The sequence below is a fragment of the Nocardia higoensis genome (genome assembly GCF_015477835.1).
Taxonomy (GTDB): Bacteria; Actinomycetota; Actinomycetes; order Mycobacteriales; family Mycobacteriaceae; genus Nocardia; species Nocardia higoensis_A.
The window spans coordinates 1,849,992-1,870,891 of record NZ_JADLQN010000001.1 but is presented as its reverse complement, the minus strand read 5'-3'; the positions used below and the strand labels follow the sequence as shown (position 1 = coordinate 1,870,891).

Annotated in this window: 15 protein-coding genes; 6 read left to right on the top strand and 9 right to left on the bottom strand. The window is 69.8% G+C overall.

Translation table 11 applies throughout. From position 1 onward, the window contains the following. Positions 1–10 precede the first annotated feature (10 nt). Both IU449_RS08410 and lexA read right to left on the bottom strand, forming a co-directional pair. Entirely contained in the window at positions 11–670 is a 660-nt protein-coding gene (locus IU449_RS08410; protein ID WP_324188134.1) for a histone deacetylase, read from the bottom strand. 40 nt (positions 671–710) lie between these two features. Then, positions 711–1,436, bottom strand: coding sequence for a transcriptional repressor LexA (gene lexA, locus IU449_RS08405; protein ID WP_195001310.1), 726 nt, complete (start codon positions 1,434–1,436; stop codon positions 711–713). 261 nt (positions 1,437–1,697) lie between these two features. On the opposite strand from lexA, the gene IU449_RS08400 reads away from it, so the two are divergent. Continuing rightward, positions 1,698–2,237, top strand: a complete 540-nt coding sequence (locus IU449_RS08400) for a hypothetical protein (protein WP_195001309.1) — start codon at positions 1,698–1,700, stop codon at positions 2,235–2,237. A gap of 311 nt (positions 2,238–2,548) precedes the next feature. Then, the gene (gene nrdR, locus IU449_RS08395; protein WP_195001308.1) at positions 2,549–3,019 is read left to right on the top strand and encodes a transcriptional regulator NrdR; all 471 of its coding nucleotides are present in this window, start codon (positions 2,549–2,551) and stop codon (positions 3,017–3,019) included. 18 nt (positions 3,020–3,037) lie between these two features. Here the strand turns inward: nrdR and hrpA are convergent, their stop codons facing one another. Beyond that, positions 3,038–7,456 carry an ATP-dependent RNA helicase HrpA gene (gene hrpA / locus IU449_RS08390; protein ID WP_195001307.1) on the bottom strand — a complete coding sequence of 1,473 codons (4,419 nt, stop codon included), beginning with the start codon at positions 7,454–7,456 and terminating at the stop codon, positions 3,038–3,040. A gap of 314 nt (positions 7,457–7,770) precedes the next feature. Between hrpA and IU449_RS08385 the strand changes: the two genes are divergently transcribed. Next, a complete protein-coding gene (locus IU449_RS08385) occupies positions 7,771–9,399 on the top strand; it encodes an acyl-CoA synthetase (protein ID WP_195001306.1) in 1,629 nt (542 codons plus the stop codon). 102 nt (positions 9,400–9,501) lie between these two features. Here the strand turns inward: IU449_RS08385 and IU449_RS08380 are convergent, their stop codons facing one another. Together IU449_RS08380 and IU449_RS08375 are read right to left on the bottom strand one after the other, a co-directional pair. Beyond that, a complete protein-coding gene (locus IU449_RS08380) occupies positions 9,502–10,041 on the bottom strand; it encodes a carboxymuconolactone decarboxylase family protein (RefSeq protein ID WP_195001305.1) in 540 nt (179 codons plus the stop codon). A 122-nt stretch (positions 10,042–10,163) separates the two neighbouring features. Continuing rightward, on the bottom strand, positions 10,164–10,751 hold the full coding sequence (locus IU449_RS08375; protein WP_195001304.1) for a peroxiredoxin: 588 nt from the start codon (positions 10,749–10,751) through the stop codon (positions 10,164–10,166). Between the two features lie 102 nt (positions 10,752–10,853). On the opposite strand from IU449_RS08375, the gene IU449_RS08370 reads away from it, so the two are divergent. After that, positions 10,854–11,825: a hydrogen peroxide-inducible genes activator gene (locus IU449_RS08370; protein ID WP_195001303.1), complete on the top strand. Its 972-nt coding sequence runs from the start codon at positions 10,854–10,856 to the stop codon at positions 11,823–11,825. A gap of 31 nt (positions 11,826–11,856) precedes the next feature. Here the strand turns inward: IU449_RS08370 and speD are convergent, their stop codons facing one another. The 4 genes from speD to IU449_RS08350 all read right to left on the bottom strand — a co-directional run bounded on the left by speD (position 11,857) and on the right by IU449_RS08350 (position 17,789). After that, entirely contained in the window at positions 11,857–13,065 is a 1,209-nt protein-coding gene (gene speD / locus IU449_RS08365) for an adenosylmethionine decarboxylase (protein ID WP_195001302.1), read from the bottom strand. Positions 13,066–13,073: 8 nt separating this feature from the next. Next, a complete protein-coding gene (locus tag IU449_RS08360; RefSeq protein ID WP_195001301.1) occupies positions 13,074–14,189 on the bottom strand; it encodes a type III PLP-dependent enzyme in 1,116 nt (371 codons plus the stop codon). 142 nt (positions 14,190–14,331) lie between these two features. After that, the gene (locus tag IU449_RS08355; RefSeq protein ID WP_195001300.1) at positions 14,332–16,839 is read right to left on the bottom strand and encodes a DEAD/DEAH box helicase; all 2,508 of its coding nucleotides are present in this window, start codon (positions 16,837–16,839) and stop codon (positions 14,332–14,334) included. 17 nt (positions 16,840–16,856) lie between these two features. Further along, complete coding sequence (locus IU449_RS08350) at positions 16,857–17,789, bottom strand: proteasome assembly chaperone family protein (protein WP_195001299.1); 933 nt, start codon at positions 17,787–17,789, stop codon at positions 16,857–16,859. 320 nt (positions 17,790–18,109) lie between these two features. Here IU449_RS08350 and IU449_RS08345 point away from each other — a divergent pair, with 320 nt between their 5' ends. Both IU449_RS08345 and IU449_RS08340 read left to right on the top strand, forming a co-directional pair. Then, entirely contained in the window at positions 18,110–18,823 is a 714-nt protein-coding gene (locus tag IU449_RS08345) for a sensor domain-containing protein (protein ID WP_228804288.1), read from the top strand. Between the two features lie 908 nt (positions 18,824–19,731). Further along, positions 19,732–20,898 (top strand): DUF4192 domain-containing protein, encoded by a 1,167-nt coding sequence (locus tag IU449_RS08340; RefSeq protein WP_228804287.1) that lies wholly within the window; start codon positions 19,732–19,734, stop codon positions 20,896–20,898. Positions 20,899–20,900: the final 2 nt, after the last annotated feature.

Genomic DNA, 20,900 nt, shown 5'->3' with positions numbered 1-20,900 from the left:
CAGGACGCGGTCAGAGCCGCGGGCGGATGACTTCGGCCACTGCTTCGGGCGACCATGCCGCAGCCGCGCCGGGGCGGGTGGCCAGGTACGCGGCGATGCGCGTGAGCGGCCAGTCGTGCGATTCGGCCAGCCCGGCGGCCAGATGCCGCAGGTAGGCGCGTGCGGGCGGGTTCCCGGGCACACCGGTGTGGTGCCACGGTGCGGTGCAGGTGAGCATCGGCCACCCGTCGAGGGTGCCCACGTGTACGAGCGTCTCGTATCGGCCCGGCCCGAGTCGGGCACGACCGGCCGCCAGCACCTCGTGGAGATCGAGGTCGGTGCCCGGCGGGCGGTACATCTCCTGCGCGACGATGTCGGCGAACTGTTCCGTGGTCAGCAGATGGGCACGCGCCGCCGTACGCCCGGCCGCGTCGGGGCAGTAGAAGGCGCGCCCGCCGGTCCAGGTCAGCGATTCGGTGGCGAAATAGAGCACCCCCGGGATCTCCACGGCGCGGGAGCGGATCGGGTCGGCGGGGTCACGTGCGCCGGGTAGTTCGATCGACCCGCCGCGCGGACGCCCGCCGGCCAGATAACAGCGCAACCGGTCCAGATGCATATTGGAGCCGTAGGCGGCGTACCAGACCCGCGCGGGAGACCCGCGCTGCTGGTCTACCTCGTGCCTGTCCACCACGTTGTTCGCCTCGCCGAGGCGCCGGTCGGCGCCGACGGCCTCAGACCTTGCGGATGACGGTGACGACCTTGCCCAGAATGCGGGCGTCGTTACCCGGGATCGGTTCGAACAGGGGGTTGTGCGGCATCAGCCACACGTCCTTGCCGATGTGCTTGAACGTCTTGACCGTCGCCTCGCCGTCGATCATGGCCGCGACGATATCGCCGTTCTCGGCGACATTCTGCTGGCGCACCACCACCCAGTCGCCGTCACAGATCGCCGCGTCCACCATGGATTCGCCGACCACCCGCAGCAGGAACAGCGACCCGTCACCGACGAGTTCGCGCGGCAGCGGGAAGACGTCCTCGACGGCCTGCTCGGCGAGAATCGGCCCGCCCGCGGCGATCCGGCCGAGGACCGGCACGAAGGTGGGCGTCGGGCGGGAGGGGTCGGCGGCGGATTCGCGTGCCTCGGCGCCGCCGGGCAGTGCGGTCACCGCGCGCACCGCCTCGTCGAGGCCCCGCACGTCCACGGCGCGTGGACGATTCGGGTCGCGCCGCAGGTAGCCCTTGCGTTCGAGGGCACGCAGTTGATGGGCGACCGAGGAGGTGGACGTGAGGCCGACGGCGTCGCCGATCTCTCTGATGCTCGGCGGGTAGCCGCGCTCGCTCACCGACGACCGGATGACGTCGAGTACCTTGCGCTGACGCACAGTGAGATCCGCCCCGTTCAGGGCGGGGTCGACGGCGACTCCGCTCTCCTCACCCGCGTCATCTGTACGGCTCACCGCAACCCGCCTTTCCCGTCGTCTGTCGTCGGCTCCGAATCTAGTCCGGCGGCGGTGAATCTTCAAACATCCGTTCGACTCGCGTCGGCGGGGGTGGTGACATCGCGGAGTTCGCGTGCTAGAAATTCGAACATACGTTCTTCGAACATGTGAGCGATTACCGCACCGGCTGTGCGTCCCGAACCGGGGAGGCCGCGAGTCTCCCGCCGACATCCCCATCACGACGGTTTCCCCTGGAAATTCCCCACGGAGGTTTGGCCGATGAACCACCAGATCCGTTCCATCGCAGCGAGATCCGCGACTCCGCCGCTTGTCGACGATGACTTCGGAGCGGGAATGTCCCCCGCGCTGCGCGACGTCGAGGAATGCGACGCGGCGCGCGGCGCCATCGTGGAATACCGTTCGGCGACGTGCGCTCCGGGGGTTCGTGACGCCGACGTGGGGCGCAAGCTCCCGGTGCGCGGGCGGCGTGTCGTCGGCCGGGACGCCCGACGGGTGCGGCAGGTCGACCGACGGCCACTGGTCGGCAGGCCGGGGGGCGCGCCGGTGCGCTACGAACGGGCCCGGGTCGCACCGCGTCGGCGTCCTCATGTGCCGTCACCGGCCGTGCGGGTCGAGCGTGCGCAGGCGGGCTTCGCGATGCTCGCGGTGGCGGCACTGGTCACCGCGCTGTTCGTGGTGACGATGCTGCTGCTGGCGCAGTGGCGGGCCGGGACGCCCGATCCGGCCGCGCCCGCGCACCACGGCATGACCGAACCGCCTCGCCTGGACGAACGTGTGTCACCGGTGATGTGGAAGTAGTGAACTGACCTGGGCCGATCGCGACAGTCGCTGGGCCTGGATCACCGGCGACCTGCTGCCCCGTCATATCGAACTGATGACGAATCGGCCGCCGGCGGGCCTCGTCCTCGGCGAATCGCACTGGCAGAAGCCGCACCAGGGCCGGTTGATCGCGCATGCTCGCCGATCTCGGCACGCAGTGGCAAGTGATGTCCTGAGCTGGGCAGGTAAACTCGGCATACTGCCTACCTGCCTGGACACGTGCTCGCCGGGCTCGGCCGCCCGCACCAGGCGACCGGATGCGAGGGGCACGCACGGACGAAGGATCTCGGATGCACTGCCCGTACTGCCGACACCCCGACTCCCGGGTCGTCGACTCGCGCGAAGCCGAGGAAGGTGCGGCGATCCGCAGGCGGCGTTCCTGTCCCACCTGTGGGCGCCGGTTCACCACCGTCGAGACCGCCATACTCTCGGTGGTCAAGCGCAGCGGCGTCACCGAGCCGTTCAGCCGCGAGAAGGTCATTCGTGGCGTGCGCCGCGCCTGCCAGGGCAGGGAGGTCGACGACGACGCGCTGAACCTGCTGGCCCAGAAAGTCGAGGACGCGGTCCGCGCGAAGGGCTCGCCGGAGGTTCCCAGCCACGAGGTCGGCCTGGCCATCCTCGGTCCGCTGCGCGATCTCGACGAGGTGGCCTATCTGCGCTTCGCCTCGGTCTACCGGTCGTTCACCTCGGCCGAGGATTTCGAGCGCGAGATCAGCGCCATGCGGGCGGCCCGAGCGGGCGCGGGCGCTTCGGCGGAGTGACGGCAGGCCGATCGCAGGTCAACGACGAATCGTGCTGATCGCCTTCTCGATCCGCTTCGCCGAGACCGGGTAAGGGGTGCCGAGTTTCTGGGCGAACAGGCTCACGCGGAGTTCCTCGATCATCCACCAGATCTCCAGGACTTCCGGTGCGGTGCGCCGGGATTCGGGCAGCGCCCGCAGCAAGCGGTCGTAGGCGGCCAGCGCGCGGTCGACCTCGGCCATGCCCTGGCGGTCGCGCACGGCCGAGGCAGGCAGCGCCTCGAGCCGCACCCTGGCCGCGCGCAGGTAACGGGGCAGCTCCCGCAGCCGGACCCGGCCGAATTCGGAGATGAAGCCACGGAACACGAGTTCCCCCAGCTGCGCGCGCACGTCCTCGGCGATGTCGGCCTCCTTGGCGGCGGCCAGAGCGGTGCTCACCTGATGCGCTTCGGCCAGCACCGGCACCACGAGCCGCACGACGGCGGCCACCGTGCTCGCCATCCGCGGGCGGATCGTCGCCACCAGTTCCTGGAAGCGTTCGGGCTCGCGCACCGGCCCGCCCGCGGCGGCGACGAGTTCCTCGGCCGCGGCGGCGCGGCAGTCCTCCACCAGGGCATCGAGCGAGCCGTACGGGTTCTGACTCAGCGCGAGCCGGTCGGCCGAGCTCAGACCGGAGGTGACAGTGCGCACCGAGGTAGGGATCGCCCGCAGTACCAACGCGCGAGTGCCCGACCGCATCGCGGCGGCCTGTTCGGCCGGGGAACTGAGCACCCGGACCGCGACGCCCCCACCCTCGGGCACCAGCGCCGGATAGCCGGTCACCGTCTGACCGGCGACCTGTCTGCGGACCTTCTCCGGTACGGTGCCGAGCGACTCGGAGGTCCACACCGTGGCGGGCGCGCGTTCGGCTCCCGCGGTCGCTCGGGCCACCGAGCGGGAAACCTGCTCCGCCAGCCGGGTTTTCAACTCGGTCACGCTCTTGCCCGAGGCGAGTACCTCGCCCGATCGGTCGACGGCGGCGAAGGTCATCCGCAGGTGCGCGGGCAACGCGTCGGGGTCGAGGTCGGTAGGGGAGATGGTGACGCCACCCAACCGCGACAACTCCCTGGCCAGACCGATCCGCAGCGGCTCGGAGCGCGGCGTGAGCGAGGCCAGTGCCGCGGCGGCGAAGTCCGGTGCGGGGACCACGCTGCGGCGCAGCGATTTCGGCAGCGTCTTGATCAGCGCGCCGACGAGTTCGGTGCGCATACCCGGCACCAGCCAGTCGAAGCCGACTGGGCGGACGTGCGCGAGCTGCTCGACGGGAATGCGAATCGTGACGCCGTCGTCGTCGCGGCCCGGCTCGAACTGGTAGGTGAGCGGAAAACTCAACTCGCCCTGACGCCAGGCGTCGGGGAAGTCGGTGGGGTCGAGCGCGGCCGCGGCGTCGTTGACCACGGTCGTGGTGGTGAAATCCAACAGTTCGGCGTTCGCCCGCCTGGCCTTCTTCCACCAGGTGTCGAAATGGCGTGCCGACACCACATCGGCGGGGATGCGCTTGTCGTAGAACTCGAAGAGCACCTCGTCGTCGACGAGGATGTCGCGGCGGCGAGCGCGATGCTCGAGGTCGGCGACATCGTCGAGCAATTCCCGGTTGCGGTGGAAGAAGCGGTGTTCGGTGCGCCACTCACCCTGCACCAAGGCGTGGCGGATGAACAGTTCGCGCGAGAGCTCGGGGTCGATGCGCCCGTAGTCCACCGGTCGCCCGGTGACCAGCGGGACCCCGTACAGGGTGACCCGTTCGTAGGCGCGGGCAGCGCCGCGCTTGGCCGACCAGTGCGGTTCGGAATAAGTGCGCTTCACCAGATGACCGGCCAGCCGCTCGGCCCACTCCGGCTCCACCTTCGCCGCCATGCGCCCCCACAGGCGCGAGGTCTCCACCAGCTCCGCGGCCATCGCCCAGCGCGGTGGTTTCTTCGCCAGCGAGGAACCGGGGAAGATCATGAACTTCGCGCCGCGCGCGCCGAGGAACTCGCGCGACTCGGCTTCGCGGACGCCGATATGGGAGAGCATGCCCGCCAGCAGCGATTGATGGATGGCGGTGGAGTCCCAATCGCCCTCCGGCGCGCCGGGTCGATCCGCCGCCGCCTGGTCGTCCTGGCGCACCTGCGATGCGACGCCCCGCCGGGTCGGCGAGGTCTCGCGCGGCACAGCGGGCCTGCCGCCGCGCCGCGACGACGAGCCGCGCCCGCGCCCCGAGCCGGCCTGCTGCTGCGCCGTGCCCTCCTCACGGGTGGGCGTGACCTTCTGTACCGCAGTGACATCCCGGCGGTCCGAGGCCCAGCCGAGGCCTCGGGTGATGGTGCGCAACTGCCCGTGCAGATCCTGCCACTCCCTGATCCGCAGGTAGTGCAGGAACTCGTCGCGGCACATCCGGCGGAACTGGTTCGACGACAGGGATGCGCGCTGCTCGGTGAGGTAGTCCCACAAACGCAGATAGGCCAGGAAGTCCGAGCCCTCCACGACGAATCGGGCGTGCGCGGCGTCGGCGGCCTGCTGGTGATCGGCGGGCCGCTCGCGCACATCCTGGATGGACAGCGCCGCGACGATCACCAGCACATCGCGCAGGCATCCGTTCCGGTTGGCCTGGACCAACATTCGCGCCATCCGCGGGTCGACGGGCAGCTGGGCCATCTCCCGGCCGGTCGGTGTCAGCACCATCCCGCCGGCGCCCTCGCCGCCACGTCGCCGCCTGCGCGACCTGCCGGGAGTGTGCGCCGAGCCCGGCTCCGCCGGTTCCCGGGAGCTTGCGGGTTCGGTGGGATCGGTCGGGGTGTCACCGAGTCCTGTGCCGCGCTGGGCGGGGTTCACGCTGTCGGGTTGCCCGCGGGAACCCTCGCCGGTCGTGTCGTCCCGGCGTGCTCCGCCGTCGCCGCGCACTCGGTCGCCTGCCCCGGTGACCGGATCGTCGGCCCGACCCGCACCGCGAGTGTCGTTCGGATCGGCGTCTCCGGCCTCGGCGCTCTCGAGTGCGCCCAACTCCTGGAGCAGGGCGATGCCGTCGCGGATCGCCCGTCGGTCCGGAGCTTCGACGAAGGGGAATTTCTCGATGTCGCCCAGGCCGAGCGCGGTCATCTGGAGGATGACCGCGGCGAGGTTGGTGCGCAGGATCTCCGGTTCGGTGAAGGTGGGTCGGGACTCGAAGTCCTCCTCGGAATACAGCCGGATGCAGATACCGTCCGCGACTCGACCGCAGCGGCCCGATCGCTGGCGGGCCGAGGCCTGGGAGATCGGTTCGATCGGCAGGCGTTGCACTTTGGTGCGCAGCGAATAGCGGGAGATGCGCGCGGTGCCGGGGTCGATCACGTAGCGGATGCCCGGTACGGTCAGCGAGGTCTCGGCGACATTGGTGGCCAGCACCACGCGGCGGCCGGTATGTGGGGCGAACACCTTGTGCTGCTCGGCCGCCGAGAGCCGGGCGTAGAGCGGCACGATCTCGGTGCGCGGCAGTTTCAGATCGCGCAGGGCGTCCGCGGTGTCACGGATCTCGCGTTCGCCGGACAAGAACACCAGCACGTCGCCGTCCCCCTCGGCGAAGAGTTCGCGCACGGCCTCGCCGACGGCGTCCACCGGGTCGCGGGCCACAACGGTCCCGCCGGAGTCGTCGTCCTCGTCGTCTGCTGCGGGTAGTTCCGAGTTCAGCGGCCGGTAGCGGATCTCCACCGGATACGACCGGCCCGACACCTCGACGATCGGGGCGGGCGTGCCGTCCGGTCCGGCGAAATGGCGGGCGAACAGTTCCGGGTCGATGGTGGCCGAGGTGATGATCACCTTCAGGTCCGGACGCTGCGGCAGCAGCTGCGCCAGATAGCCGAGCAGGAAGTCGATATTGAGGCTGCGCTCGTGCGCTTCGTCGATGATGATCGTGTCGTAACGGCGCAGCAGCCGGTCGCGCTGGATCTCGGCGAGCAGGATTCCGTCGGTCATGAGCTTGACCAGGGTGTGCTCGGAGACCTGATCGGTGAAGCGCACCGTGAAGCCGACAGTTTCGCCGAGTTCGGTGCCCAGTTCCTCGGCGATCCGCTCGGCGACCGTGCGGGCGGCCAGCCTGCGCGGCTGGGTGTGGCCGATGACCCCGCGGATGCCGCGCCCCAGTTCCAGGCAGATCTTCGGAATCTGGGTGGTCTTGCCCGAACCGGTCTCGCCGGCCACCACGACGACCTGATGGGCGGCGATGGCGGCGGCGATGTCGTCGCGGCGCGCGCTGACCGGCAGCTGTTCCGGGTAGCTGATCCGCGGTACCGACGCGCGCCTGGACGCGATACGTGCCTCGGCGGCGGAGATGTCGGCGGCGATCTCGTCGAGGTCGGTACCCCGTGCGCGGTCGAGCCGACGGCGCAGCCGGTGTTCGTCGCGGAGGGAGAGATTCGCCAGGCGGGTGCGGAGCTCGCGGGTTCCGGTGGTAGCTGTCCTGGTCATCGCCTCCCCAGACTACCGGGCAGCCCGGTGGTGCTTTCGGCCGCGGCCCGCGCGCACAGGGCTGGGGTCCGGCGGCCGATCACCCGCACACCGGTGCCTGGCGTCTGATCGGCACACGGTGTATCGACGGGCCCGCCGCTCACGACCTAGGGTGAAGACATTCGTCGTGGTGGTCGGGGTGGTGCACGTGCCAGGAGGACCGGTTCGCGCGGATGACCCGGGTTCGGCCGGATCAGATCGGTGCGTGCGGGGCGGCGATCCGTCGTCCCGGTGTCGATGGAGGTGGTGTGCGCGTGTGGTGTGAGGTGGGTCCGATGACGAAGGCCGTGGCGGCAGGCACGGGGATAGCGCGCCGGGTCGTCGGCGAGACCTATGCCGCGGGGCTGGCGGTACGGGCCGGGTTGGTGACCCCGGAGCGTCCGGATCGGCTCGCCCGGATGGGGTTGGCGGTCGCGCGCTCGGGCATGCTGGGTGGCCTGGCCACGGTGGCCGCGCTGCGCTACCGCGATCGCGCCGCGCTGATCGACGACCGTGGCAGCGTCAGCTTCCGCGAGCTCGACGAGCGCACCACGGCGCTGGCCAATGCTTGGCGCGCACGAGGGCTGTGCGACGGCGAGGGCGTGGCCGTGCTGACCCGCAATCATCGCGGCTTCCACTACGCGGTGTTCGCCGCGGCGAAGTGCGGCGCGCGAATCATTCTGCTGAACACCGATTTCGGGGCCGAGCAGCTGCGCGAGGTGATGACGCGCGAAGGGGTGGACCTGCTGGTCTGCGACGACGAGTTCGCCGCGCTGCTCGGTGATCACCGCCCGCGCCGCGGTCGCTATCGGGCATGGACCGACGCCCCGGCGATCGACACCTTGGACAATCTCATCGCGGGCGGTTCGCGCACCCCGGCCCGCCGCCCGCGCACCGCCGCCCGGATCGTGCTGCTCACCAGCGGGACCACCGGAACGCCGAAGGGCGCGCCGCGCGGCGAACCGACCTCGCTGACTCCGCTCGGCGGCGTCCTCGGCCGGGTCCCGTTGCGTGCCAGGCAGGTTGTCGAGTGCCCGGCGCCGCTGTTCCACACGCTCGGCTTCGCGCACACGATGATGGCGGTCGGTTTCGGCTCGACCCTGGTGATCCGCCGCCGGTTCGATCCGCGGGCGGTGCTCGACAGCCTCGCCGAACACCGGGCCGACACCCTGGTCGTGGTGCCGGTGATGCTGCGGCGCATGGTCGACGCCTGCCCGGATGCCCGCGCCCGATACGACCTGTCGCGGCTGCGGATCGTCTTCGTCGCGGGCTCCCAGCTCGGCGCGCCACTGTACGCGCGGGCCGTCGAGGCCTTCGGCCCGGTGCTCTACAACGTCTACGGCTCCACCGAAGCCGCCTACGCGACCATCGCGACCCCCGCCGATCTGGCCGCCGCGCCGGGATGCGTAGGACCGCCGGTGCCCGGAGCGGTGGTGAAGATCCTCGGGGATGACGGTCGCGAACTGCCCTCCGGCCGGACCGGGCGGATCTTCGTCGGCAACGACTACCAGTTCGAGGGCTACACCGGCGGCGGCGACAAGGAACGGGTGCGTGGACTCATGTCCACCGGCGACCTCGGGCATTTCGACCGGGCCGGTCGGCTCTTCGTCGACGGCCGGGCCGACGACATGATCGTGTCCGGGGGCGAGAACGTCTTCCCCGGCGAGGTGGAGGAACTGCTGGCAGCCCATCCCGCGGTGGCCGAGGTGAGCGCGTTCGGAGTCGAGGACGAGGAATACGGCCAGCGTCTGCGGGTGGCCGTGGTGCGCCGCCCCGGCCACCGGCTCACCGCCGAGGACGTCCGCGATCATGTGCGCACCCGGCTCGCCCGCTACAAGGTGCCGCGCGATGTGGTCTTCCTCGACGAGCTGCCGCGCAATCCGAGCGGCAAGGTACTCGTGCGGAAGCTGCGCGAATTGCACTGAGTCCGAACGCCTCGAGGGCCCGTCGCGGGAGCGACGGGCCCTCGAGCGACGGGCCTTCGACTGCGGTGACCGTCGCAGGCCGGGGAGCCGGGAACTGCCGGATCAGACCGATACGGCGGCGAGGGTCTCGGTGGACTGCACGGCCTGACCGACGCCGGCCACGATCGCGGCGGCGCGCAGCGACTCGAAGATCACCTCGCGCGACACGCCCGCCTCACGCAGGGTGTGCTCGTGCGCCTCGAGGCAGTGCGCGCAACCGTTGATCGAGGAGACCGCGAAGGACCACAGCTCGAAATCGGCCTTGTCCACGCCCGGGTTGCCGATGATCTGCATGCGCAGACCGGCCCGCAGGTCGTCGTAGCGACCGTCCAGGAACGACCGGCCCCGGTAGAACACGTTGTTCATGCCCATGATCGAGGCCGCGCCGAGGGCGGCGTTGTACGCCTCCGCCGACAGCACGTCGGCGGCTTCCTCGGCGATCTCGCGCAGCGTGGTGGCCGAGCGGGTGGCGGCGGCCGAGGCCAGCAGGGTGCCCCAGAGCTGCTGCTCGTTCAGCACGGTGGTCCGTGCGATGGAGGACAGATTGAGCTTGAGGTCCTTGGCGTACTCGGGGAGGGAGTTCTTCAGGTTCTCAATGCTCATCTACATGACCTCTTTCGCAGTGGGCCGCCATCCGGCGGGCGGCGGGGGAAGGGAGCTCCCGGGGGAGTGGTGAAAGTTCCGCTCCCCGAGTGGGGAGCGGAGAAGGGGAGGGGTCGGTTCGCTCAGACGCTGGCGGAGAGCAGCTCGCCGGCGTTGATGGTCGGATCGCCCTTCTTCCAGTTGCAGGCGCACAGCTCGTCGGACTGCAGAGCGTCGAGCACGCGCAGCACCTCGTCGACGTTGCGGCCCACGGAGCCCGCGGTCACCGAGACGAACTGGATCTCGTTGTTCGGGTCGACGATGAAGGTCGCGCGGTCGGCGACGCCGTCGGCATTGAGAACACCGGTGGCCGTGGCGAGTTCACGCTTGAGGTCCGACAGCATCGGGAAGGGCAGGGTCTTGAGATCCTCGTGCTGTGCGCGCCACTGGAAGTGCACGAACTCGTTGTCGACCGAGACGCCGAGCACCTGGGCGTCGCGGTCGGCGAACTCGTCGTTCAGCTTGCCGAAGGCGGCGATCTCGGTCGGGCAGACGAAGGTGAAGTCCTTCGGCCAGAAGAAGACGATGCGCCACTTGCCCGCGTGATCGTCGCTGGTGACCTGGGTGAAGTAGTCGTCGGGCTGCTGAGCGTCGACCTTCGACAGGTCACCGCCGATCACCGCGGTGAGGTTGTACGCCGGGAACTGGTCGCCGATGGTCAGCAGGGCCATGCTGTTTCTCCTCGTTCGTTTCGGTGGATTCACGCTTCGCGGTTCATCTTGCCCAGTACCCTACGAAAGGTAAAGGTGATTGGTGGCACTAGACTGATAGGTATGGCCGATCATACTTATCAGCCCACCCTGTCACAGCTGCGTGCGTTCGCGGCAATTGCCGAGCATCGCCATTTCGGTACGGCCGCTTCGCGTTTGGGTGTGAGCCAACCCACACTGTCGCAGGGGCTCGCCGCGCTGGAGAGCGGACTGGGGCTGCAGTTGATCGAGAGGAGCACCAGGCGGGTGCTCGTCACCGCCGCCGGAATGCGGTTGCTGCCCCAGGCGCTCGCGACTCTCGAGGCCGCCGACCGCTTCGTCGCCTCGGCGACCGGCGACGCCCTCGGCGGGCCGCTGCGCATGGGCATCATCCCGACCGTGGCGCCCTACATTCTGCCCGGACTGCTCAGACCGCTGCGCGACCAGCTTCCCACCCTGGTGCCGCAGATCGTCGAGGACCAGACCGTCCGGCTGCTCGAGGGGCTGCGCACCGGCGTGCTCGACGTCGCCATACTCGCGCTGCCCGGCGACGGGCCGGGACTGACCGAAATCCCCTTGTTCGCGGAAGAATTCGTGCTGGTCACGCCGTCCGGTCACGAGCTGGCCGGGCGGAGCGACCTGGCTCCCGGCGTGCTGGCCGGGCTTCCTCTGCTGTTGCTCGACGAAGGGCATTGTCTACGCGACCAGACGATCGAACTTTGCCGCACCTCGTCGGTGGAACCGCCCCCGGCGGTCGGCGACACGAGGGCCGCCTCGCTGGCGACGGTGGTGCAGTGCGTGGCGGGCGGGCTCGGCGTGACCCTCATTCCCGAGATGGCCGTCGCGACCGAGACCGGGCGTGCCCCATTGGAAGTCGCGCGGTTTGCCGCACCGCCGCCGGGACGCACGATCGGGCTGGTGTTCCGGCCCTCGAGCGTCCGTGCGCGGGATTACGAGTATCTGGCCGAGATCATCCGGGCGCACCGGCCGACGGGAGCGCCGTGGCAGGGGCGCGAGGCCGCCGACGCGGATACCGACGGCGCCGGACAGCTGTAGCCGTCCGACGCCGTCGGGTCGGGATCGCGGTTCAGCTACCCGCGCGCAATGCGTGCGGCTCGACCGCGCCGCGCACCAGGGCGCGGGCGTCGACCGTCTCCGGCCGGTAGGGCAGGGTGACCAGGCGATCGACCATGCCGGGCACCGGATCTTCGATCCGGTCCACCAGGCCGAACAGGAACGACCACTCGTGCTCGTCACTGCCGTAGTGCACGACGGTGCCGAACTGCTCGTGGAACCGCTGCCAGGACCGCTTGAGGGTCTCGTTGCGCCACATCGTCGCGCACCCGGCCTGCGCGCTGAGCACGCCGCCCGGAGCGAGCAGCGCCTTGCAGCGGGACAGGAACTCCGACTCGTAGAGACGGTTGTGCTGGGCGTCCTCCACCCGTTCGTCGGGCAGGTCGATCACGATGACGTCGTAGCGAGTGCCCGCCTGCTGCGCCTTCTGCAGGAAGTCCCAGCCGTCGGCGTAGTGCACGGTGATCGGACCCTCGCCGCGCACCGCGGCGGCCAGCTCGTCGCTGGTGTAGCCGTAGGGCAGGTGCTGCGCGCACAGCTCGACCTCGAGTTGGTCGATGTCGACGTGGTCGACGCGGGTGGCCCCCGCCGCGACCGACATCTGACTGGCCACCCCCTCGCCCGAACCGATGATCAGCACCGAATCCAGCTTCTCCGCGAGCACGAAGGCCGGAACCATCATGGCCTCGTGGTAGGTCAGCTGGGAGAACTCGGTGGACTGCCGGTCGTCGTCGGAGAACAGGCTCAGGCCCTGCTCGGTGCGCGCGATCACCATGTGCTGGAACGGGGTGTGCGTATCGACGATCACCTCGTGCAGATCCCAGATCCGGGTCAGGCCGGGGCCGACCGGCTCCTCGATCCGCTGCGAGCCGTGCCCGCGTTGAATCACCTGCATGCGGACATCCTTGGGAGACAAGGCGTCTCGCAGCAGGTCCACGGCCTTCGTCGCGCCCGCACCGATGCTGCCGCAGGTGAAGACGTCGACGAAGATCTCGCCGGACTCCGGATAGGTGTGAATCGAGGCGTGGGACTCCGACAACAGCGCGAGGACGGTCACCCCCTGCGGTTCGAACTTCTTGTGTACGACATCGCAGATGGTGACGCCCGCCGCGATCAGAGACTCACGCAACGCCGATTCGAGTCGTTCGAGATCGTCGCACAGGTCTGTGTCGACACCACCGAACTCGGCCAGCACATGCCAACCGGTGAATTCCGCCGTCATAGGCAAACTCACTCTCGCTCAGCGCCCGAGACATGAACGGTCAAGGGCGGAAAACCATTGAAGGACACCGACGAATAACTCGCGGTATATGCGCCGGTGTCGAGGATCTGGATGCGATCACCGGCTCGCAACGTGGTCGGCAGAAGGACCCGCGTGCGTTGATACAGTACATCGTCGCCGTCACAGGTAGGACCGGCCACCACAGCCTCGTCGACGGGGTCTCCGTCGCGTTCGGTGACGAAGCGGTAGGCGATGTACTCGTTCTCCGTCTCGGCCATGCCGTTGTAGCGGCCGATGTCGAGATAGACCCAGCGCCGTCCGTCCGGCGCGATGCGCACCGCGACGACCTCGGCGTGGATGGTTCCCGCGTTGCCGACCAGCGCCCGCCCCGGCTCGACGATGAGGGTGGCGGCGGCGGGCAGGCAGCGCAGGGCGGTCTCGGTGATCACGGCGGCGATCTCGCCGAGGTCGGGCGCGGCGTCGGCGTAGGCGATCGGCAGCCCGCCGCCGATGTTCACCGAAGTGACCGGAATCTCTTTGTCGGCCAGAGCTTTCGCGATCTGCCCGGCCTGTTCGATGCCGATCCGCCACGCGTTCGGATCCAGTTGCTGGGAGCCCACGTGGAAGTACGGCCCGGCCGGTGCGAGCCCGAGGTCGCGGGCACGCACCAGCAACCGCAGCGCTTCCTCGGGCGCGCAGCCGAACTTGGTGCCGAAGGGGGTGCGTGACTGCGGGGCCGAAGCCAGAAAACGGCACTCCACCTGCGAACCCGGCGCGTGTTCGGCGATGCGCGACAGGTCCTCCTCGGTGTCGAAGGCGAAGCGTCGCACCCCGTCGGCGTACGCGCGGGCGATGTCGGCGGCCTTCTTGACCGTATTGCCGTAGCAGAGCTTGTCCGCCGCCACACCGAGCCCGAGGCACAGTGCGATCTCGCCGATGCTCGCCACGTCGAATTCCGCGCCCTCGTCGTCCAACAGCTGGATCAGCTCCGGCACCGGGCTCGCCTTCACCGCGTACCGGATACGCGCGCCACCGGCCGCAGGGCCGGTGACCGCGGCATCGAGTGCGCGGAAATTCCGGCGGACACGCTCCGGGTTGATGACAAGGTACGGAGATTCGGGCATAGTTGATCTTTCGCGTGGGCACTTTCGCGTGGGCAGCAGCGCAGAGAGTATCAGCGGCCACGACCGGGAAACGAATCCGTGGCAACCGCTCGCCGGCGCCGTCGCGGTTGCGGTCCGCGCCCGGTGGCGGCCGGTTCCGCGGTCAGCCCGCCACTACGGTGACCTCGTCGAACTCGACCTCGCCCGCCGCGTCCGAGGCTGCCAGATCCACCACCGCGCGCACCGCCCAGCCGTGATCGCCCGCCGGGTCGTCGATCGTCTGGCGAACATCCCAGAATCCGGGGCGCTGTTCGACCTGGAAGAGCCGCGGGCCGCGGGCGTTCTGATCGGTGCCGATGCTGTCGTACTCGGCGAAGTACGGCTCCAGCGCACTCTCCCAGTCCGGTCCGGTGCCGCGTCGGTCCAACTCCTCCAGCTCGTCCCAGCGCCTGCGCGCGGCCAGCTCCACGCGCCGGAACATCGCATTGCGCACCAGTACCCGGAAGGAGCGCTCGTTGGCGGTGATCGGGCGCACGGTCTCCGCGCCGAAGGCGACCTGGTCGGCGTCGGCCTCGGCGCCGGGGTTGGTGAGCTGTTCCCATTCGTCGAGCAGGCTCGAATCCACCTGTCGGATGAGTTCGCCGAGCCATTCGACGATGTCGTCGAGTTCTTCGGTGCGCGCCGATTCGGGCACGGTGCGCCGCAGCGCGCGATAGGCGTCGGCCAGGTAGCGCAGCACCACTCCCTCGGAGCGGGCCAGTTCGTAGTAGGAGATCAGCTCGGCGAAGGTCATGGCGCGTTCGATCATGTCGCGCACCACCGACTTCGGGGAGGGCGCGAACTCCGACACCCACGGGTGCCCGGCGCGGTAGGTCTCGTAGGCGGGTTCGATCAGCTCGGCCAACGGCTTGGGCCAGGTCACCTCTTCCAGCAGTTCCATCCGCTCGTCGTAGTCGATGCCGTCCGCCTTCATCTCCGCCACCGCTTCACCGCGTGCCTTGTGCTGTTGGGCCATCACCAGTTGGCGCGGGTCCTCGAGCGTCGACTCGATCAGCGAGATGACATCGAGGGTGTAGGTGGGGGAGTCCTTGTCGAGCAGATCCAGGGCGGCCAGAGCGAACGGGGACAGCGGCTGGTCCAAGGCGAAATCGCGCTGCAGGTCCACGGTCAGCCGGGCGTAGCGGCCCTGGGCGTCGGGTTCGTCGAGTTGCTGCACCACGCCGGCGTCACGCAGGGCGCGGTACAGGCGCACCGCGCGCACGATGTGTCGGCGTTGGGCCGGTCGCGGTTCGTGATTGTCCTCGAGCAGATGGCGCATCGCCTGGAAGCAGTTGCCGGGGCGGGCGATGACGTTCAGCAGCATGGCGTTGGTGACCTTGAAGCGCGACACCATCGGCTCGGGGGTCGCCGCCACGAGCCGGTCGAAGGTCTCCTCGCTCCAGGAGACGAATCCCTCCGGCGGTTTACGCCGCTGCACCTTGCGCTGCTTCTTCGGGTCGTCGCCCGCCTTGGCCAGCAGACGCGCGTTCTCCACCTCGTGGTCGGGAGCCTGCACGACGACCGACCCGACGGTGTCGTAACCCGCGCGGCCCGCGCGCCCGGCGATCTGGTGGAATTCGCGCGCGTTCAGACGGCGGGTGCGCACACCGTCGTATTTCGTCAGGCCGGTCAGCAGCACGGTGCGGATCGGCACATTGATGCCCACGCCGAGCGTGTCGGTGCCGCATACCACTTTCAACAGCCCGTCCTGGGCCAGCTTCTCCACCAGCCTGCGGTACTTGGGCAACATGCCCGCGTGGTGCACGCCGATACCGTGGCGGATCAATCGCGACAGCGTTCTGCCGAAACCGGCGGCGAAGCGGAAGTCGCCGATGGCCGCCGCTATCGCGTCCTTCTCGGCGCGGGTCGCGAAATTGACGCTGGTGAGCGCCTGTGCTCGCTCCAGGGCGGCGGCTTGGGTGAAGTGCACGACGTAGACCGGAGCCTGGTGGGTGGTGACCAGTTCCTCGAGGGTCTCGGTGATCGGCGTCCGCACATACGAGAAGTTCAGCGGTACCGGGCGTTCGGCGCCCGCCACGACCGCGGTCTCCCGGCCGGTGCGCCGCCGGAGATCCTGGGCGAAGAAATCGACCGTGCCGAGCGTCGCCGACATGAGCAGGAACTGCGCACGCGGCAACTCCAGCAGCGGCACCTGCCAAGCCCAACCGCGATCCGGGTCGGCGTAGAAATGGAACTCGTCCATGACTACCTGGCCGACCTCCGCGTCGGGCCCCTGCCGCAACGCCAGGTTCGCCAGGATCTCCGCGGTCGCGCAGATGATCGGCGCGTCGGCGTTCACCGACGCGTCACCGGTCACCATGCCGACCTTGTCCGCGCCGAACACCTCGCACAGCGCGAAGAACTTCTCGCTCACCAGCGCCTTGATCGGTGCGGTGTAATAGCTGCGGATGCCCTGGGTGAGCGCGAACAGGTGGGCGGCGACCGCGACCAGGGACTTACCGGAACCGGTGGGTGTCGCCAAAATGACATTGGCCCCCGAGGCGAGTTCGAGCACCGCCTCGTCCTGGGCCGGATACAGTGGCGTGCCCTGCTCGGCGGCCCACATGCCGAACGACTCGTACAGCGCGTCGGCGTCGGTCCCTGGAATGTCGAGCAGCTCGGTCAGATCCACTCCGAGCAGCTTACGGATCAGTCCTCGTCGCCGTCGTAACCGGCCTGCTCGGCCAGAAAACGTTCGAACTCCGCACCCAGCTCCTCGCCGCTGGGCAGATCCTGATCGGCGGCCAGCAGGCTGGACTGGCGCTCCTGGGCTGTCACAAAGCTGTCGTACTGACGCTCGAGCGCCTGCACCACGGTCTCCACCTCGGGATTGCCCGCGATGTGCTCGTTGACCTGCTCGAGCACCCGAGCCGCGGATTCGCCCAGCGCGGCCAGCGGCAACTCCAGGCCCGCGTTGCCCGCGACGTTCTCCAGCAAGGTCTGCGCCGCCGCCGGGTAGGCGGTCTGGGCCAGGTAGTGCGGAACGTGCACGGAGAATCCGAGCGATTCGTGCCCGTGCTGGGCCAGCCGGTACTCCAGCAGCGACGACGCGCTACCGGGCACCTGCAATTCACCCGGCCAGCGCTGGTGCTCGCCGATCAACGCGCTGTCGGAGGCGTGCGCGGTGACGCTCAGCGGGCGGGTGTGCGGGATGGCCATCGGGATCGCGCTCAGGCCGATGCTGCGGCGCACCCCGAGTTGCTCGGCGAGCAGCCGGACGGCGGTGGTGAACTTCTCCCAGCGCAGATCCGGTTCCAGGCCGGACAACAGCAGGAACGGTGTGCCCGCGGTGTCGCGCAGCGCCCACAGGTTCAGCTCCGGCTCGGCGTAGTCGGAGAAGTGGTCGTTCTTGAAAGTCATCAACGGCCGGCGCGATCGGTAGTCGAGCAACTCGTCCACGTCGAACGATGCGACCAATTCGCTCTCCAGGCTCTCGCGCAGGTGGGTCGTCGCCAGACGCACGGCATGGCCCGCGTCGGTGAACCCTTCGAGCCCGTGCACGAGAACCGGGCCCGAGCCGTCGGCCGACGACAGCTGCGGAGCGGGAAACTCCAGTTCGTACATTCGCGACTCGTAATCCATCGCGTACTCCTTCCTGCACGTTCCTTCACCACGGTTACCCGGGCGGTCCTGCCGTACCCGGATGGCGTGGCGGGGAACCGGTGTCCATTGTCCCTCATGACGGCGACACGCACCGAACGCGATCGGGACTGCGACCCATTGGGAGAAACCAACGTCCGCCCCGCGTCGGGCATTCCCGCCGGCTCCTCGACAGGGGTGGATACCGGACCGAGGCCGCGGCGCGCAACTCGCCCGCGCCGCGGGCCGGCTACCGGCGAGCGCACCGGTCGGCGTGGCATCACCGGGGTCGAGCGGGGGTGCGGCACAGTGGGCAGGTGATCATGGTGCTTCGCAATCGTCGGCCGCGTGGTCGTTGCCTGCCGTCGGTCCTGGCGCTCGCGGCCTGCGTGGCGATGCTGACGGGGTGCGGATCCACCATCGACGGCGCGCCGGTAACCGTCGAGCACGCCACGGTCGGTCAGCGCGTCGACGCCCCGCTGATCGCTTTGTTGCCCGATCCCGCGCAATTCCCCGACCGCTATCCCGCTGTGGTGCTGCCCCCGGACGCTGCCGCCCAGGCCGCGGGCGACCTCGACGGAGTCGCGCGCGGTGCCCAGGTGGACCCGGCGGACTGCGCGCCGCCGGAGCAGCAGTACGGTCCCGACCACACCGCGGTGGCGGTCGGCACCTCCGAGGAGAATCGCGCGACGCTCACCGTCGAGTTGGTGCGCACCAGGATCCCGCTGTCGTCGCTGGCCGAGCAGTTGCGTCGCTGCGGCGATATCCGCGTGAGCGGCGTAGGCCCGACGACCACCGTGACGACGACGCTCGCCACAGGCCCGGCCGTGGAGGCCGACGACTCGCTGTCGCTGCGACGCGTCGTCGCGCCCGATGTCGGCGGGGTCGGTCTGACACAGCGGATGCGTACGCACGTCGCGCAGATCGACGATGTGCGGGTACTGGTCACCTACATGATCTTCGGCGACGGTCCGCAGGACGACGCGGCGCTGGAAGAGCTGTTCGCCACGGCGGTCGACAGGGTCGCCACCGCTTAGCGGGGACGCCCGGCGAGCGGCTGTCCACAGCCGGGCTGTTATCCACAGGGTCGGTAAAAGCGCAGGTCGCCGCGCGCGGCACGGTGGGGCGTGCGGGCATTGTCGGCGGCATGACAAGCACACCACTGAATCCCGCCGGTGACACCGCTTCGTCCGTGCCGTCGAGCAGCGGGCCCCCGGTTCCGTGCACGAAGGCGCCGACGCCGGTGGATGCCGCGCTCGGTCCGGTGCAGTTGCGGCCACGAGGGGAGCGCGGAGACGGTTCGGCCCCGGAGCGAATTTGCTCGTCGGTGACACCCCTGCCGGTCGTTCAGCCTTGGTCGGTCGGTACGGGGAGGCCGGTGTCCGCGGCGCCCTCGGCACTTCCTGCGGAACAGGTGCCGGTTTCGCCTGGAGCGGTGGTGCCCGTTCCGGCGGGAGAGCTTCCCACCCGAGAGGTGCCGGTTTCCGGCGGAGCCGCGCCGGACGATGTCTCCTCCGCCGCGGACCGGGTACCGCGACCCCCTCTCGACGGCTGTACGGTTCCCGGCTCGTGCCCGGATCGCGGAGCGGATCATCAGCTCGGTGCCGTGGGTAGCGGCAACGCGCCGTCGGCGCCTGTGGCCCGGCCCTGTGGCCCGCGTTCCGCCGGCCTGGGCGGCGGGGTATGCGTGCGGCCGACAATTCTGTCCTCGCGTCGGCCGCGACCTGGGCCCCAGGGTGTGCCCGGCGGTCCCGAGCTGCCCGCTCGGTCGCCGCAGGGGAAGTCACCGCACGGGGATTCTCCGGGAGACACGTCTCCGACGGGTAGCCGCACGCACGACCGGTTCGACGAGACGCCGGAGCAGCAGCAATTCGCGCGGCCGCATCCGTGGTCGGCGCAGGTACCGCCGCCCGACGACTCGCTGCCGGATCCGCTGGCGGGGGTGATGTTGCCGCCGCCGGTCGACGTCACCACCGAGTGCGGGGAAGCGGCGCCGCGCTACGGATCGAGTAATCCCGACCAGCGGCTGCGGCTCGACGAGGTGGGGGAGCTGATCGCGGCGTTGCCCGCGCTGGTCGGGTTCTTTCCGCAACGGTCGCTGGTAGTCGCGGTACTCGGGCCCGAGGCGGCGCGTGAGGGGGTCGCCGAGATCCGCTCGGTGATCCGGTTCGACCTCGAGCCCGGCAAGGGCCGCGTTGCCGAGGCCGCCGCGCGGTTTGCCGCATGCACGGTGAATGTCGCCACGACCTCACAGAGCAGAGACGTGCTCGCGGTGATGGTCGATGATCGGCTCGCCGCACCGGCAGCCTCGGCCGCCACCGCGGGATTCTCCGGGACCCGACTGATGAGCCGGGTGCTTCGGTGCTTGGAGCGTGAAGGTCTGCGGGTCGGCGGAGCTTGGGCGACCCGCGCCATAGCGGCCGGGACGCAGTGGTGGAGCCTGTCCGGGGTGCCGCGCGTGGGCAGGTTGCCGGACCCCACCGCCTCGGTCGTGGCGGTGGCCAACGTGCTGGATGGACGGGCGATCCTGCCCTCACGGGCTGAACTGGTCGCCGTGCTCGAGCCCGACGAGGAGTTGCGCGAGGAGGTCGCCGCGCGGATCGGCTCGGTTGCGGTCAAGGCGCGCACCGCCTTCGTCCGTGCCCTGCGCTGCGGCGATGTGCTCGGATACCGCAGGCGCGCGCTGGAAGGCGTACTCCAGCAGATCACCACGATGGAATCGGGAACGATTCCGGATGCGGAGGAGGTCGCCGTCGCGCTCGTCACACTGCGTGAACGGGCGGTCCGTGACGCGCTGTTCGGCTTGGCCGTCGGCGATCATGCGGACGCGGCGGAGCAATGGTGGATACGGTTGGCTCGCGCCTGCACCGGCCCTGACCGCGCCGACCCGGCAACGCTGGTGGCATACAGCGCCTACGTGCGTGGCGACGGGCCGTTCGCGGGTATCGCGCTCGACGCCGCGCTGCGCGCCGACGCCACGCACGCGATGGCCGTGCTGCTCGACACCGCATTGCGGGCCGGCATGCGGCCGAATCATCTGCGCAAGCTGGCGCGCAGCGGATACGACACGGCCGCCTGTCTCGGCGTCGATCTGGGACCGACGACGCGGTGAGC